The organism is Pseudomonas sp. FDAARGOS_761, assembly GCF_013343155.1.
Taxonomy (GTDB): Bacteria; Pseudomonadota; Gammaproteobacteria; order Pseudomonadales; family Pseudomonadaceae; genus Pseudomonas; species Pseudomonas aeruginosa.
On record NZ_CP054572.1, the window covers coordinates 2,911,682 to 2,927,403 of the forward strand.

General features: G+C 67.4%; 15 protein-coding genes. 5 read left to right on the plus strand and 10 right to left on the minus strand.

Features of this window, described 5'->3' with window-relative positions:
* Positions 1-23: 23 nt before the first annotated feature.
* Positions 24-1,253: an acyl-CoA dehydrogenase gene (locus FOC67_RS13305; RefSeq protein WP_003089998.1), complete on the minus strand. Its 1,230-nt coding sequence runs from the start codon at positions 1,251-1,253 to the stop codon at positions 24-26.
* A 173-nt stretch (positions 1,254-1,426) separates the two neighbouring features.
* On the opposite strand from FOC67_RS13305, the gene FOC67_RS13310 reads away from it, so the two are divergent.
* The gene (locus FOC67_RS13310) at positions 1,427-2,359 is read left to right on the plus strand and encodes a LysR family transcriptional regulator (protein ID WP_003090000.1); all 933 of its coding nucleotides are present in this window, start codon (positions 1,427-1,429) and stop codon (positions 2,357-2,359) included.
* A 117-nt stretch (positions 2,360-2,476) separates the two neighbouring features.
* On the opposite strand, the gene FOC67_RS13315 is transcribed toward FOC67_RS13310, so the two are convergent.
* From FOC67_RS13315 to FOC67_RS13340, 6 genes are all read right to left on the minus strand, one after another.
* Entirely contained in the window at positions 2,477-3,604 is a 1,128-nt protein-coding gene (locus tag FOC67_RS13315; RefSeq protein WP_009314137.1) for an acyl-CoA dehydrogenase family protein, read from the minus strand.
* Between the two features lie 28 nt (positions 3,605-3,632).
* Positions 3,633-4,823: an acetyl-CoA C-acyltransferase gene (locus FOC67_RS13320; RefSeq protein WP_003108823.1), complete on the minus strand. Its 1,191-nt coding sequence runs from the start codon at positions 4,821-4,823 to the stop codon at positions 3,633-3,635.
* 17 nt (positions 4,824-4,840) lie between these two features.
* Positions 4,841-5,608, minus strand: coding sequence for a 3-hydroxyacyl-CoA dehydrogenase (locus FOC67_RS13325; protein ID WP_003090005.1), 768 nt, complete (start codon positions 5,606-5,608; stop codon positions 4,841-4,843).
* Between the two features lie 19 nt (positions 5,609-5,627).
* Positions 5,628-7,295 carry an acyl-CoA synthetase gene (locus tag FOC67_RS13330; protein ID WP_003090007.1) on the minus strand — a complete coding sequence of 556 codons (1,668 nt, stop codon included), beginning with the start codon at positions 7,293-7,295 and terminating at the stop codon, positions 5,628-5,630.
* Positions 7,296-7,472: 177 nt separating this feature from the next.
* Positions 7,473-8,558 (minus strand): AraC family transcriptional regulator, encoded by a 1,086-nt coding sequence (locus FOC67_RS13335; RefSeq protein WP_009314135.1) that lies wholly within the window; start codon positions 8,556-8,558, stop codon positions 7,473-7,475.
* A 68-nt stretch (positions 8,559-8,626) separates the two neighbouring features.
* Complete coding sequence (locus tag FOC67_RS13340; protein WP_009314134.1) at positions 8,627-10,321, minus strand: AMP-binding protein; 1,695 nt, start codon at positions 10,319-10,321, stop codon at positions 8,627-8,629.
* A gap of 220 nt (positions 10,322-10,541) precedes the next feature.
* Here FOC67_RS13340 and FOC67_RS13345 point away from each other — a divergent pair, with 220 nt between their 5' ends.
* Together FOC67_RS13345 and FOC67_RS13350 are read left to right on the plus strand one after the other, a co-directional pair.
* Positions 10,542-11,234: an MgtC/SapB family protein gene (locus FOC67_RS13345; RefSeq protein WP_003102512.1), complete on the plus strand. Its 693-nt coding sequence runs from the start codon at positions 10,542-10,544 to the stop codon at positions 11,232-11,234.
* A 136-nt stretch (positions 11,235-11,370) separates the two neighbouring features.
* Positions 11,371-11,517: a PSPA7_2676 family Cys-rich small protein gene (locus FOC67_RS13350; protein ID WP_003090016.1), complete on the plus strand. Its 147-nt coding sequence runs from the start codon at positions 11,371-11,373 to the stop codon at positions 11,515-11,517.
* A 39-nt stretch (positions 11,518-11,556) separates the two neighbouring features.
* On the opposite strand, the gene FOC67_RS13355 is transcribed toward FOC67_RS13350, so the two are convergent.
* Positions 11,557-12,099 (minus strand): DUF4946 domain-containing protein, encoded by a 543-nt coding sequence (locus tag FOC67_RS13355; protein WP_003139045.1) that lies wholly within the window; start codon positions 12,097-12,099, stop codon positions 11,557-11,559.
* Between the two features lie 318 nt (positions 12,100-12,417).
* Here FOC67_RS13355 and srfA point away from each other — a divergent pair, with 318 nt between their 5' ends.
* The gene (gene srfA, locus FOC67_RS13360; protein ID WP_003090022.1) at positions 12,418-12,648 is read left to right on the plus strand and encodes a stress response facilitator SrfA; all 231 of its coding nucleotides are present in this window, start codon (positions 12,418-12,420) and stop codon (positions 12,646-12,648) included.
* Positions 12,649-12,722: 74 nt separating this feature from the next.
* On the opposite strand, the gene FOC67_RS13365 is transcribed toward srfA, so the two are convergent.
* Positions 12,723-13,010, minus strand: a complete 288-nt coding sequence (locus FOC67_RS13365) for a hypothetical protein (protein ID WP_003090024.1) — start codon at positions 13,008-13,010, stop codon at positions 12,723-12,725.
* A 168-nt stretch (positions 13,011-13,178) separates the two neighbouring features.
* On the opposite strand from FOC67_RS13365, the gene ctpH reads away from it, so the two are divergent.
* Positions 13,179-14,885 carry a methyl-accepting chemotaxis protein CtpH gene (ctpH, locus tag FOC67_RS13370; protein ID WP_083842291.1) on the plus strand — a complete coding sequence of 569 codons (1,707 nt, stop codon included), beginning with the start codon at positions 13,179-13,181 and terminating at the stop codon, positions 14,883-14,885.
* A 114-nt stretch (positions 14,886-14,999) separates the two neighbouring features.
* Here ctpH and FOC67_RS13375 read toward each other — a convergent pair whose 3' ends face one another.
* Positions 15,000-15,494: an anti-virulence regulator CigR family protein gene (locus FOC67_RS13375; protein ID WP_009314125.1), complete on the minus strand. Its 495-nt coding sequence runs from the start codon at positions 15,492-15,494 to the stop codon at positions 15,000-15,002.
* Between the last annotated feature and the right edge of the window lie 228 nt (positions 15,495-15,722).

Consider the following 15,722-nt stretch of genomic DNA (forward strand, 5'->3'; position numbering starts at 1 on the left):
GCCTTTCCCCTATACCACAGCCGTCAGCGGCTGCTGCGCAGCATCTCCCTGGGCACGTACTTGCCCAGCTCGAACTTGCCGATCGCCGCGCGGTGCACCTCGTCCGGACCGTCGGCCAGGCGCAGGGTGCGCTGCATGGCGTACCAGTAAGCCAGCGGGAAGTCGTTGGAAACCCCGGCGCCACCGTGCATCTGGATCGCCCGGTCGATCACCTTCAACGCCACGTTGGGCGCCACCACCTTGATCTGGGCGATTTCGCTCTGGGCGATCTTGTTGCCCACGGTATCCATCATGTAGGCGGCCTGCAGGGTCAGCAGGCGCGCCATGTTGATCTCCATCCGCGAGTCGGCGATGTGGTCGATGTTGCCGCCCAGGCGCGCCAGCGGCTTGCCGAACGCGGTACGGCTGACCGCGCGCTTGCACATCAGTTCGAGGGCGCGCTCGGCCATGCCGATGGAGCGCATGCAGTGGTGGATGCGGCCCGGGCCGAGGCGCCCCTGGGCGATCTCGAAACCGCGGCCCTCGCCGAGGATGACGTTCTCGTAGGGCACCCGCACGTTCTCGAACAGCACTTCGGCATGGCCATGCGGCGCGTCGTCGTAGCCGAACACCGGCAGCGGACGGAGGATCTTCACCCCGGGGGTGTCGACCGGTACCAGGATCATCGAGTGCTGCTGGTGGCGCGGCGCGTCCGGGTTGGTCAGGCCCATGAAGATCAGGATCTTGCAGCGCGGATCGCAGGCGCCGGAGGTCCACCACTTGCGTCCGTTGATCACCCAGTCGTCGCCCTGGCGCTCGGCGCGCGCCTCCATGTTGGTGGCGTCGGACGAGGCCACGCCCGGTTCGGTCATGGCGAAGGCCGAGCGGATCTCGCCGCTCAGCAGCGGTTCCAGCCAGGTACGCTTCTGCTCCTCGCTGCCGTAGCGCACCAGCACCTCCATGTTGCCGGTATCCGGCGCGGCGCAGTTGAAGGGTTCCGGCCCGATCAGCGAACGGCCCATGATTTCCGCCAGCGGCGCGTATTCGTGGTTGGCCAGCCCGGCACCGTACTCGGACTCGGGCAGGAACAGGTTCCACAGCCCTTCGGCCTTGGCCTTGGCCTTCAGCTCTTCCATGATCGCCGTCGGCTGCCAGCGGTCGCCCTCGGCGACCTGGCGCTCGAACACGGCCTCGGCGGGATAGACATGCGCTTCCATGAACGCGCTGACGCGTTCACGCAGCTCCTGGACCTTGGGGGAATAGGCGAAATCCATGGGGGATACCTTCTGACGGGTTGGCAGGCGAGGCATCGGACAAAGGCGCTGGTAACGATGCCGGAACAGGGCTTAAGATTTGCCCAGTCTATTTTTTCCGTCCATGAACATTCATGATCCATATGGGGGTCATCCAAGCCCCCAATAACAAGAAAAGTCGCGGAGCCAGTGCCATGAACCTGAACAAAGTCGACCTGAACCTGTTCATCGTGTTCGATGCGATCTATACCGAAGCCAACCTGACCCGCGCCGGGCAGATCGTCGGCATCACCCAGCCAGCCGTATCCAACGCCCTTTCCCGCCTGCGCGAGACCTTCAACGACCCGCTGTTCGTGCGCACCGCCCAGGGCATGGTGCCGACCCCGATGGCGCAGAACATCATCGGCCCGGTGCGCAACGCGCTGCAGTTGCTGCGGGTTTCGGTGCAGGAGAGCCGCAGCTTCGATCCGCAGCAGGCGAACAAGACCTACCGCATCAGCATGACCGACCTCACCGAGGCGGTCATCCTCCCCCCGCTGTTCCAGCGCTTGCGCCGCCTGGCGCCGAACGTGCATATCGAGAGCTTCCTCGCCAAGCGCCGCGAGACCACCAAGGAACTCGCCGCCGGCCGCCTCGACTTCGCCGTCGACGCGCCGCTGAACACCGATCCCCAGGTGCGCCACGTCAAGCTGATGGAGGACCGCTACGTCTGCGCCATGCGCCGCGGCCACCCACTGGCGGGCAAGCCGAAGCTGGCTCTGGACGATTACCTGGGCCTGACCCACATCCATATTTCCAGCCGCCGCAGCGGCCTCGGCTACATCGACCTGGCGCTGGGCAAGATGGGCATCCAGCGCAAGATCGCGCTGCGCTCGCAGCACTACCTGATGGCCTCCACGGTGGTCCAGCAGACCGACATGGCGATGACCGTGCCGGAACGCTTCGCCCGTCACCACGACCTGCACTACGCGGTGCTGCCGGTGAGCGACGTGCCGAAACTGGAAACCCACCTGTACTGGCACGAGAGCACTGACCAGGACCCGGCCAACCGCTGGATGCGCGAACAGATCATCGAGCTGTGCCAGCAGGTCACCGCGCGCGAGAACAAGGCGGCACAGCCGGCGTGAGCGCCTGCCAAGGGGCGTAGGGCGAACGAGGCCACAGTCGTTTGCTTCCGAGGTGCCTCAGCGCGCCCTCTCCCTGAAGGAAGAGGGCGCCGTTGCGGAAACGACGGATAGTCGCCGCTACAGGCTGCGCGCGATCACCAGGCGCTGCACGTCGCTGGTGCCCTCGTAGATCTGGCAGACCCGCACGTCCCGATAGATGCGCTCCACCGGGAAGTCCTTGAGATAGCCGTAGCCACCGAGGGTCTGGATCGCCGCGGAGCAGGCTTCCTCGGCCATTTCCGAGGCGAACAGCTTGGCCATCGAGGCTTCGGTCAGGCACGGCAGGCCGGCTTCGCGCAGGCTGGCGGCGTGGTGGACCATCTGCCGCGCCACGGCGATGCGGGTGGCCATGTCGGCCAGGCGGAAGGCCACTGCCTGGTGCTCGATGATCGGCTTGCCGAAGGTTTCCCGCTCGTGGGCGTAGTCGCGCGCCGCCTCGAACGCCGCGCGCGCCATGCCGACCGCCTGGGCGGCGATGCCGATGCGGCCGCCTTCGAGGTTGGCCAGGGCGATGCGGTAGCCCTCGCCCTCCTCGCCCAGGCGCAGCGCGGCCGGGATACGCAGGTCGTTGAAGGCCAGCTGGCAGGTGTCCGAGGCGTGCTGGCCGAGCTTGTCCTCGATCCGCACCACCTCGTAGCCGGGCGTGTCGGTGGGCACGATGAACGCGCTGATGCCGCGCTTTCCGGCATCCGGATCGGTGACCGCGAAGACGATCACCATCCCCGCGTGGCTGCCCGAAGTGATGAACTGCTTGGTACCGTTCAGCACGTAGTGGTCACCGTCGCGGCGGGCGCGGGTCTTCAGGAAGCTGGCGTCGGAACCGGCTTGCGGCTCGGTCAGGGCGAAGGCGCCGAGCATCGAACCCTGGGCCAGCGGACGGAGGAAGCGCTCCTTCTGCTCGGCGCTGCCGAACTTGTGGATCGGCATGCAGCCGACCGAGTTGTGCACGCTCATGATGGTCGAGCAGGCGCCGTCGCCAGCGGCGATCTCCTCGAGGGCCATGGCGTAGGCCAGGTGCCCGGTCTGCGCGCCGCCCCACTCCTCGGGCACCAGCATGCCGAGGAAGCCGAGGTCGGCCATCTCGCGAATCGCCTCGGCCGGAAAACGGTGCTCGCGGTCCCAGTCGGCGGCGAACGGTTTCAGCCGTTCCTGGGCGAACTGCCGCGCCATGTCACGGATCTGGATCTCTTCTTCGCAGGGAATCATCGCGGGTTCCTCTTCTTCACTGCCTGCATCAGCGCAAGCGCTCGACGGCGATCGCGGTCGCCTCGCCGCCGCCGATGCAGACCGCCGCCACGCCGCGTTCCAGGTCGTACTGCTGCAGGGCGTTGAGCAGGGTCACGACGATCCGTGCGCCGGACGCGCCGATCGGGTGGCCCAGCGCACAGGCGCCGCCGTGGACGTTGAGGCGTTCGTGGGACAGGTCGAGGTCGCGCATCGCCGCCATGCCGACCACGGCGAAGGCTTCGTTGACCTCGAACAGGTCGACCTCGCCCAGCGACCAGCCGGTACGCTGCATCAGGCGCTTCACCGCACCGACCGGCGCGGTGGGGAACAGGTTCGGCGCGTCGGCGAACGAAGCATGCCCACGGATCGCCGCCAACGGCGCGAGCCCGCGTCGCTCGGCCTCGGAAAGGCGCATCAGGACCAGCGCGGCGGCACCGTCGGAAATCGAACTGGAGTTGGCCGCGGTCACCGTGCCGCCTTCGCGGAACGCCGGCTTCAGGGTCGGGATCTTGTCCAGCCGGGCCTTCGGCGGCTGCTCGTCGCTATCCACCAGGCGCTCGGTCTTGCCGGCGGTGACCGTCAGCGGCACGATCTCGGCCTGGAAGCGCCCGTCGCGCATGGCTTGCTGCGCGCGGGTCAGCGAGGCCACGGCGAACTCGTCCTGTGCTTCGCGGGTGAAGCCGTAGGCCTCGGCGCAGTCCTCGGCGAAGGTGCCCATCAGGCGGCCCTTGTCGTAGGCGTCTTCGAGGCCGTCGAGGAACATGTGGTCGAGCACCTTGCCGTGGCCCATGCGGTAGCCGCTACGGGCGCGCTCCAGCAGGTAGGGCGCGTTGGACATGCTTTCCATGCCCCCGGCCAGCGCGACCCCGGCGCTGCCGGCGAGCAACGTGTCGTGGGCGAGCATCAGCGCCTTCATGCCCGAGCCGCACATCTTGTTCAGCGTCGAGCACGGCGTGCCGCGCGCCAGCCCGGCGCCAAGCACCGCCTGGCGCGCCGGCGCCTGGCCCTGGCCGGCGGCGAGCACGCAGCCGAGCACGGCCTCGTCCACTTCGTCGGCTTGCAGGCGCGCCCGCTCCACCGCGGCGCGCACCGCCGCGGCGCCGAGGGTAGCGGCGTTGACGTCCTTGAAGTCGCCGAGGAAGCCGCCCATCGGGGTGCGGACGGCGCTGACGATGACGATCGGATCTTCGCGGGTCATGGGATCTTCCTCCTGTATTAGCGGGCGGCCATGCGGATGGCGCCGTCGAGGCGAATCACTTCGCCGTTGAGCATGCTGTTCTCGATGATCTGCCGGACCAGCGCGGCGTATTCGTCCGGACGCCCCAGGCGCGGCGGGAACGGCACGCTGGCGCCGAGGGAGTCGCGCACCTCCTGGGGCATGCCGGCCATCATCGGTGTCTCGAAGATGCCCGGGGCGATGGTCATCACTCGGATGCCGAAGCGCGCCAGCTCGCGGGCGATGGGCAGGGTCATGCCGACCACCCCGCTCTTCGAGGCGGAATAGGCGGCCTGGCCAATCTGCCCGTCGAACGCCGCCACCGAGGCGGTATTGACGATCACCCCGCGCTCGCCGCCCTCGTCCGGCTGGCCCTGGGACATGGCCTCGGCGGCCAGGCGCAGCATGTTGAAGCTGCCCACCAGGTTGATGTCGATGACCCGGCGGAAACTCTCCAGGGCATGGATGCCATTGCGTCCGAGGACCTTCTCGGCCGGCGCCACGCCCGCGCAATTGGCCAGGCCATGGAGGCCGCCGAAGGCCTCCAGTGCAGTGGCCACGGCCTGGCGGCCGTCGGCCTCGCTGGCGATGTCGGCCCTGACGAAGCGCGCCTGGGCGCCAAGCTCGGCGGCCTTGGCCGCGCCGGCCTCGGCGTTGATGTCGGCCAGCACCACCTTGCCGCCCTGCTCCACCAGCATCTTCGCGGTGGCGGCGCCGAGCCCGGAGCTACCGCCGGTGACCAGGAACACTCGATTTTCGATACGCACGTCGTTTTCTCCTGCTGAATCAGTTCGCGGCGGCCGCCTGTGGGGCCGCCTCGCGTTGCCGGGCGATCTCCTGGTTGCGCAGGAGAAAGCGCTGGATCTTGCCGCTGGGGGTCTTCGGCAGTTCCTCGAGGAACTCGATCTCCCGCGGGTAGGCGTGCGCCGACAGGCGCTGGCGCACGTATCGCTGCAGTTCGTCCGCCAGTTCCGGCGTCGGCCGGTGGCCGGCGCAGAGCACGACGAAGGCCTTGACCAGTTCGGTGCGCTCCGGGTCGGGCTTGCCGATCACCGCCGCCTCCATCACTGCCGGGTGTTCGATCAGCGCGCTCTCCACATCGAACGGGCCGACCCGGTAGCCAGAGGTGGTAATGACGTCGTCGGCGCGGCCGACGAAGCTGATGCTGCCGTCTTCGTTGAGTTCGACGGTATCGCCGCTCAGGTAGTAGTCGCCGACGAAGGCTGCGGTTTCCAGGCCCTGGTAGCCGGGGAACCACATCAGCGGCGAACGCCGCCGGTCGAGGGCGAGGATGCCCGGCTGGCCGGGCGGCAGTTCGTTGAGATCGTCGTCCAGCACTACCACCCGGTGCCCGGGACAGGCGAATCCGGCGGCGCCGACCCGCACCGGATGCGCCAGGGCATGGTGGTTGCACAGCACCATGCCCAGCTCGGTCTGCCCGTAATGGTCGTGGATGGTGGTGCCGAGCCTGTCGGCGAACCAGCGGATCACCTCCGGCGTCAACGGCTCGCCGGCGCTGCTGACCGCGCGCAGGCGCCCCTTCAGCGCAGTTTCCGCGGCCGCGCCGGCGGCCATCAGCAGGCGATAGGCGGTGGGCGATCCGGCGAGGTTGGTGATGCCGTAGTCACGGATGATCCGGCAGGTGCTTTCTACGCTGAACGGCCCTTCGTAGAAGGTGGTCGGATGGCCCATGGCGAGGGGACCGGCGACAGCGTAGTAGAGGCCGTAGGCCCAGCCCGGATCGGCGAGGTTCCAGAAGGCGTCCTCGGGGCGCAGGTCCACCGCCTCGCGCAGGTAGCCGACGAAGGCGAGGATCGCCTTGAGCGGCACCGGCACCGGTTTGGCCAGGCCGGTGGTGCCGGAGGTGAACATCATCAGGAACGGATCCTCGCCGCTGCGCGGAACCGGCTCGAATTCGGCCGGATAGCGCTCCAGCTCGGCCCAGAAGCTGAAATCGCCGCGACGGATGCCCTGCCCCTTCGGTCCGCCGACGGTGACGGCCAGAGGCGGATCGGCGAGTTCGTCGAGCTTGTCGCGGTTGGCCGCATCGGTGACCAGCACCTTGCTGCCGGCGGTCGCCACGCGGTGTTCGATGGCCTTCGGGCCGAAGGCGGTGAACAGCGGCTGGTACACCGCGCCCAGGCGCCAGGCGCCGAGGATGGTGACCAGCAGCTCGGGCGTGCGCGGCAACAGGCCGGCGACGCAATCGCCCGGGCGTACGCCCTGGGCCTGGAGGAAATTGGCGAAACGTCCGGAGAGCGCTTTCAGCTCGCTGAAGGTATAGCTGGCGCGACTGCCATCCTTGCCCTCCCAGAACAACGCGATCCGACCCGGCAGGGCATGCCGGTCGCAGCATTCGACGCAGGCGTTGAGCGCCTGGAGCGTGCCGGAAAGCGTGGCGGCGGCGGTCCGCTGCAAGTCGAACCCGGCGGCAGTGGTGGCGTAGTCGCGCATTGCAGGACTCCTCGGCTTGTTTTTGTATGGAGTAGCCGGAATCTTTACGCCGTGGCTGGCGCGGGGCAATGTCGAAAGGCTTCAATCTGCCTGAGCGGTTTGGACAATCCGGGCTGGCTGCCTGTCCCCCCGAACCGTTCGCGACATACCGCGGATGACGCTGCGCGGGCATTCACCCTATCGATGGCCGAGCGTTTCGGACAAGACGCCTGACGATTCGGCCGACGCGGTTTCCGCCGCGACCTGCGTCCGGTACTGCCCGGGGGTCGAGCCGGTCCACTTCTTGAACGCCTTGTGGAACGCGCTGCCATCGGCGAAGCCCAGCTCCAGCGCCAGTTCGGCGAAATTCGCCGCGCCGGCGTCCAGCCGCGCGATGGCCAGGTCGCGGCGGACCTGGTCCTTCAGCGCCTGGTAGCTCTGCCCTTCCAGGGACAGCTTGCGGCGCAGGGTCGAGGGCGCCATGAAGAAATGCCCGGCGAGCGCGTCCGCGTCCGGCCAGCGTCCCGGCCGCAGGCTGCGCAGGTAGGCCTTGATCCGCGCCGCCAGGCTCTGCGGATCGCGATAGCGGACCAGGATGTTGGCCGGCGCGCCGAGCAGGAAGCGCCGCAGCTCCCGCTTGTCGCGGCGGACCGGCAGGGCCAGGCAGTCGGCATTGAACAGCAGGCGGCTGAGGGGACGGGAGAAACGCAGGTTGTCGCTGAACATCACCCGGTAGTCCTCGATGTAGTCCGGCTGCGGACAGCGCAGGTCGATGGCCAGGATCGGGATGCGCCGGCCGACCAGCCAGCAGGCCAGGCCATGGGTGATCATCCATAGGGTGAAGTAGGACAGCGCTCGCCCGTACCGGCCCGGCGCCTCGTCGAGGACGATTTCCGCCAGGCCGCCGCGGCGCTGCAGGCGCGGCTGGAAGTCGTCGAACTGCAGGCAGAGGAATCGCAGGATGCCGGTCAGCGCCGGCTCCAGGGTCTGCTCGTGGATCGCACAGCGGCTCATGAAAGCGAAGCTGCCACTCTTCAGGCGCCGCGCGTCCATGCCGAAGAACTCGTCGTCCATGCGCCGCGCGAGATCCAGCCAGAGCCGCGAATAGGCGTGCGAGGTGACCCGCGCGTAGGGTTTGCCGAGCAGCTGCGGATCGATACCGGCGGCCTGGAGGACCTCCCCCTCCTCGCCGCCCTGCCGGCGCCACTCCACCAGCGCCTCGCCGACCAGGCGCACCGAGATGGTGCCCTTGGTGCTCGCCTGAGTCTCGCCGTCGTTCTTCACCCGCCCCTCTCGCCTCGCTGCGCGCCGCCCGCCACCTTAGCGCAGGAGCGGGGCGCGGCTCCATCCTCTCAATCGCGCCCCTGGCGCAGCGCGAGCAGGCGAATCTCTTCGATGCTGACTTCGCGCATGCGGAACTTCTGGATCTTGCCGGTAACGGTCATCGGGAACTCGTCGACGAACTTGAAGTGGCGCGGGATCTTGAAGTGAGCGATACGCGCCTTGCAGAACGCCCGCAACTGTTCGTCATCGGCGTGGTGGCCCGGATGCAGCTTGATCCAGGCGACGATTTCCTCGCCATAGCGCTCGTCGGGGATGCCGATCACCTGCACGTCGGCCACCGCCGGGTGAGTGAAGAAGAACTCCTCCAGTTCGCGCGGATAGATGTTCTCGCCGCCGCGGATGATCATGTCCTTGCTGCGCCCGACGATCCGCACGTAGCCGTCGTCGTCCATCACCGCCAGGTCGCCGGTGTGCATCCAGCGCGCCGGGTCGATGGCCTCGGCGGTGGCCTGGGGGTCGTTCCAGTAGCCGAGCATCACGCTGTAGCCGCGGGTGCACAGCTCGCCGATCTCGCCGCGCGGCACCACCCTGCCCGTCTGGTCGACGATCTTGCTCTCCAGCCTCGGCTGGGTGCGTCCGACAGTGGTCACGCGCAGCTCCAGGCCATCGTCCGGACCGGTCTGCAGCGACACCGGGCTGGTCTCGGTCATGCCGTAGGCGATCTGCACCTCGGCCATGTGCATGTCGCCAATGACCCGCCGCATCACCTCGATCGGGCAGGTGGCGCCGGCCATGATTCCGGTGCGCAGGCTGGAAAGGTCGAATTCGCGGCGGCGCGGATGATCCAGCTCGGCGATGAACATGGTCGGTACCCCGTACAGCGCGGTGGCGCGCTCCTCGGCCACGGCCAGCAGGGTCGCCTCGGCGTCGAAGCTGGGCGCCGGGTAGATCATGGTCGAGCCGTGGGTGACGCAGCCGAGGTTGCCCATCACCATGCCGAAGCAGTGATACAGCGGCACCGGGATCACCAGGCGGTCTTCCGCGCCGAGTCCGAGGCTTTCGCCGACCATGTAGCCGTTGTTGAGGATGTTGTAGTGGCTGAGGGTGGCGCCCTTGGGGAAGCCGGTGGTACCGGAGGTGTACTGGATGTTGATCGGCTCGTCGAACTGCAGCGAGGCCTGGCGCTGGCGCAGTTCCTCGGCGCCTACCGCGGCGGCCAGCCCCGGCAGGCCCTGCCAGTGCAGGAAGCCCGCCGGCGCCCGCTCGGCCAGGCTGATCACGCCGCGCAGCTCCGGCAGGCGCTCGCTGGCCAGTTCGCCCGGACGTGCCCGCGCCAGCTCCGGCAGCAGGTCGCCGAGCATCGCGTGGTAGTCGCTGGTCTTGAAGGCGTCGGCGCAGATCAGCCAGCTGCAACCGGACTGCTTGAGGGCGTACTCCAGCTCGCTGCTGCGGTATGCCGGGTTGATGTTCACCAGGACCGCGCCGACCTTGGCGCTGGCGAACTGGGTAATGCACCATTCGGCGCAGTTCGGCGCCCAGATCCCGAGACGCTCGCCGGGGCGCAGGCCCAGGGCGATGAAGGCGCGGGCGTAGGTATCGACCCGCTCCGCCAGTTGCCGCCAGCTGTAGCGCAGGCGTTGATGCCGCACCACCAGCGCCTCGCGCTCGGCATGATGCGCGACGGTGGCATCGAAGGCGTCGCCGACGGTGGTCGCCAGCAAGGCGACATCCTGGCGACCCGAGGTATAGCTCGGCTGATTCATGGCTTTCCCTTGTTGTGGTTGTTCTGGGAATGTCGCTGAACCGTCGTCCTGCGCCGCCAGGGCGCTACGACGGACACCGGCGAGCGGTGTCGGTGAAGTCGATGAGCATGTTTACGTTAACGTAAAGGTAAACGCAAGAGGCTTGTCCGCCCGGGGCCGCTGGTCCCGGCGTGAACCAGCGGAACGGCGTACAATGGGCGGTTTTTCACAGGAGCACAGCATGACCCCGGAAATCGCCATCGGCCTGGTGACGGCCCTCGGCCTCGGTGCGCTGGTCGGTCTCGAGCGGCAATGGCGACAACGCTCTTCCGGCATGGCCACCCACGCGATGGTCGCACTCGGTGCGGCCAGCTTCTCGATCCTGCCGCTGTTGCTCGACAACGAGGTCAGCGTGACCCGCATGGCGGCCCAGGTAGTCAGCGGCATCGGTTTTCTCGGCGCCGGCGTGATCATGCGCGACGGCCTCAGCGTACGCGGCCTGAGCACTGCGGCGAGCATCTGGAGCACCGGCGCGATCGGCGTACTGGCCGGCAGCGGTTTCATCCTGGCGGCCTGCATGACGACCGCGCTGATCGTCATCGCCAACCTGTTCCTGCCCGCTCTCGGCCGGGTGGTGGACCGCCACACCTCGGGCGAGGCCGAGCAGGAGCGCTTCTACCAGATCAGCGTGTCCTGCGAGGCGCGCAACGAAGCGCTGGTGCGCATGCAGTTGCTGCAACGCATGGGCGACAACCGCCTGAACCTGCAGAGCCTGGAAAGCCACGCGCTGAAAGGCAGCGGCAACGTGGAAGTGAACGCCGTGGTGTTCACCCTGCACAAGGAGGACTCGCTGGTGGAACAGATGGTCGGCGAGCTGTGCCTGGCACCGCAGGTCACCGCCGCCAGTTGGGTGATGAATCCCGCCGCGGAATGAACCGGCGAATTTAGGTTGCCCATTCTAGACGCTTCGCCGCAGGCTTTTCCCACCTCCAGACAAGAACAAGCCGGAGTGAACCACACCACCACTGCCTGTTTCGTGGACGGGGCGAGCCGCCCCGCGGGGAGGAGTCATGCGCTTGCGTTGTTTCTTGCGAGGTTGCCGCTGGGACGAAGGTAGCCTGGTCACGGTAGGCCCCGACCTGATGCTGCGCCAACGTTGCCGGCGTTGCGGCGCCCATCGCTATCTCAGCGTCGAGGCGCCGCCCGAGGAAGCCTGAGCGACGCCGGTCGCGTCCAGGCGTCGAGCGGCTGGCCCTTCAGCGCAGGACCAGGCTGGCCCGGGTGCGCAGGTAGCTCTGCCGGTAGACCACGCTGTTGGCCGGACTGGCGGTATATACCAGGGAGTACATCGCGCGCTGTCCCAGGGCCATCGCCACGATCTGGGTCAGCAGCACCTCGTTGCCCTGGCTGATCCGGCAGTGGGTCTCCAGCGATGCCAGGCCGCCGAGGTTCGAGCGGATCGGTGTGGTGCAGCGCGAGCCCAGCCCGGCCTTGCGGTAGCCCGATTGGACGACATCGAAGACACTCTGGAACTGGCCGTCGATCTCCACCGACTCCTCTTCCATCATCTTCAGGCTGAGCAACTCGATGCTGGCTTCCTTCTCACCTCCCGGCCCGAGCTTGGTCGCCAGTTGCCGGGAGCCCAGTTGCTCCACGTCGCGGGCCTCGGGTGGGATGCTCTCGGTGATCACCTGCCAGCCGGCCGGCCAGTCGACCTCGGGCTGATAGCCACTGCTGGCGCAACCCGCCACAAGCCCCGCCACTACCACCAGCGCCAAGCCGGACGCCTTGCTTCTCATAGCATTTCCTTACTCGCAAAACCCATCGGAGGGAAAGGTCGGACCTGTCGCCATGGCGCCGTCCGCGCAGTCTCCGAGCCCATGGCGACAAGGTTCCCAGCTTACCGGAGAGACGGCGAGCGCCAAGACGCAAGCCTGAACAAGCTAGCCGACTTGGCGAGGAACGCACAAATTTCACCGGCTGGCGTACAGGTATGGGACATCGGTACCAATAGCGAAGTCGCGCAATCCGTCAGTTTTTTTTGAATTTTTGCCATTGGAAAAAGTCTGTTCAGCGCAGCGTTTTTCCAAGTCCCATCCGGCCCGCAAGGAGAACCCATGGCTGAACCCCAGGACAAGTACACCCGGCGCACAGGTAGGACCTGGGCGGACGACCAGGCGACCTACAACCGTCTGCGCGAAGAAGCCGACGCCGCTCGCCAGAAGCTGCGCGAAAGCGGCTACAGCGGCGCCGAGTACGACCAGTTGCGTCAAGCCGCCTTCGATCTCAACCGCAAGGCCAACCAGTACTGGGAGCAGATGCTCAGCGACCTGCGCCAGGAAGACTGATCAGCGCCACGCCGGGAGACTGCCGCTCTCGGCCCGCACACCCCCTCCACTCTTTGCGTGCTCCTGGCGTCGGCTCATTCGGGCGCATCCGGGTATTGCACCTCGTCCAGCAGGCGAAACCCCACGCTGTCGGCGTCCAGCGCGCCGAGCAGCTCGATCTGTCGATCGATGTCCTGGTTGATATTGGCCAATTGGCCGATGAAGGCATTGGCCGCCTGGCGGGTGCCAGGGTCGGAGCTGCGCGACAGCTCGAAGCCGAGCTGGGTCAGGGCGGCAGCCAGGTGAGCGAGATTGCGCACACTCAACGAGTGCAACTGGCGGGAAACGGCCTGTTCATCCTGAACGGTGGGAGGGACATCCATGAGTCAGATCCTTCGACTGGCACAATGTGACATTCGTCACAGAGATTAACCGAAGCCCCGCAGAACATCCATGCCAGCTATTTCCCTTCGTCGGCTCTGGCCCGGCCCCTGCGTCGTCCTCAAGTTGTCAGATCCGCTGTCGATACTCTGCGAGCCGGAACACGCGCCATGCCCGCCTCGCCGGGCCACAGGGACGTCCTCGGCTGCCTCGTCGCAGCCTGCGTGCCGGTCCAACCTGGCAATCCATCGAGGCGTTCCATGCTGCAACAATCCCTACGTGCGCAAATCCTTGTCCTGCTCGGCGGCAGCCTGGCGGCGCTGCTACTCATAGCCCTGGCCTGCTTCGGCTCGCTGACCGGCGACGTACGCGCCTACCGCGAGCTGCTCGGCGGCCCCGTGCGGGCGGCGCAACTGATCGACGAGGCCAACCTGCAATTCCGCGGCCAGGTCCAGGAATGGAAGAACGTCCTGCTGCGCGGACGCCAGGCAGAGGCCCAGACGAAATACTGGAGCCAGTTCGAGGCCCAGGAACGAGCGGTGCAGGACATCCTCGAGCGCCTGGGCAGCGTGGCCGAAGGCGAGTTGAAGGATCGTGTCGAGCGCCTGCGCGAAGAGCACCGGCGACTCGGTACGGCTTACCGACAAGGCAGGCAACGGTTCCTCGAGGCGGGCGCCGACCCCATCGCCGGCGACCAGGCGGTGACCGGCATCGACCGCGCCACCACCGCGCAGATGCAGGCCTTGCGTGACGAACTGCACCAGGCCAGTGATCTCCGTTCCGCCGCCATCAGCGCGGAGGCCCGGCGCACCATGCTGCTCGGCAGCCTGGTGCTGATCGGCGCCAGCCTGGCCGTCGCCCTGCTCAGCCTGTGGCTGGTCAATCGCAACCTGGTCCGTCCGGTGCAACGCCTGATCGAGCACATCACCCAGCTCAGCCATGGCGACTTCGGCGAGCGCATCGAGATCCGGCGCAAGGACGAACTCGGCAAGCTGGCCCTGGCCGCCAACACGCTGCGCGACTTCCTGGTGGACATCTTCGAGCGGCTGCGGCGCAGTACCCGAGACCTGGACAGCGCCAGCGGCTCGCTGAACGCGATCGCCAGCCTGATGGCGGCCGGTACCCGCGAGCAGTTCAGCCGCACCGACCAGGTCGCCACGGCGATGCAGGAAATGTCCGCCACCGCCCAGGAAGTGGCGCGCTACGCCGGCGACGCGGCCAAGGCCGCCGACGAGGCGGACGATTCCGCCCAGCGCGGCGAAGACGTGATGGAAGAAACGATTCGCAGCATCGGCGAGATGCGCAAGGAGATCGACCATACGGTGGAGGTCATCCGCCAATTGGAAAGCGATAGCGGCAGGATCGGCAAGGTCCTCGACGTGATCCGCGGCATCGCCGAGCAGACCAACCTGCTCGCCCTCAACGCGGCCATCGAAGCCGCCCGCGCCGGCGATGCCGGCCGTGGCTTCGCGGTGGTCGCCGACGAGGTCCGCACCCTGGCACAGCGCACCGCCGAGTCCATCGCCGAGATCCACCAGATCATCGATACCGTGCAGAACGGCGCGGTGAATGCCGCACGCGCCATCGAAAGCGGGCAGTCGCGCAGCGAGGCCGGTGCCGAGCAGGTTGCCAACGCCGGTGCCATGCTGCGCCAGATCACCGCCTCGGTCGAATCGATCCGCGACATGAACCGCCAGATCGCTACCGCCGCCGAGGAACAGACCGCCGTGGCCGAGGACATTTCCCGCAACCTCACGGAAATCGCCTCGATCGCCTCCAGCAACCAGGAACAGGTGGAGCAGACCGAAGCCGCCAGCCGTGATCTCCACAACCTCTCCGCGCAACTGGGCGATGCCCTGCAACGCCTGCGGGCCTGACCTGGGGTAAGAAAAGGACTTCCACGAGGTAGGGCGGACAAGCGCAACACGGTTATCCGCCACTCCAACGGGGCCTGGCGGATAGCGCCTATGGCGCTACCCGCCCTGGCCCGCTCAGTCGAGAGCGTTGTCCAGCACTTCGTAGATCAGCCCGGTCGCCACCGCCACCAGCAGCAGGTCGGTGCCGGCCTGCATCCACTCGTAGCCGTCGTAGTGCGGCAGCCGGCCTAGCAGGCGGCCGTCGAGTTTCTTGGCGATGCCGGGCGGCAGTGGCTTGCCGCGCACCAGGTTCTTCTGGATGCCGGGCGGCAGGGCCGGCCCCGGGTTCCAGTAGCCGCGGTTGTCGCCGAGGATCACCCGTACCCCGCCGACGTCGATACGCGGTCCCGAGTCCCAGTTGCCGCCGCCGTTGCCCTTCTGGCCGGCGCCGCCGCCCTTGTTGCCGGGGCCGCCCTGGTTGCCTTTGTTGCCCTTGTCAGCCTTTCCGCCGTCCATCTGGTTGCCATGCGGATTGCCCTTGCCATTGCCCGGGTCGGCCAGGACGGCAGGCGTACCGCCGATCAGGGACAGGCTCACGACCAGCGCGAGCACAGAACGAGTGTTGAACATGATGATCTTCTCTCCATGCGAGGACGATCCCTCGATAGCTTAGAACCGTTTCGCCTGTTTGATTCAGCGCCACCGCTTGCGCCCCCAGGGAATGTCCGGAGTAGAGCTTGGTCGGGCCTATCGAATCGGCTATGCTGCCGCTCCCTGCAAGCGACCACCCGCACTCCCCGATGACCTGGCTGCCCACTCCGCCATAGCCATGCCTGCCCCTTCCGGCAACGGTCCGAG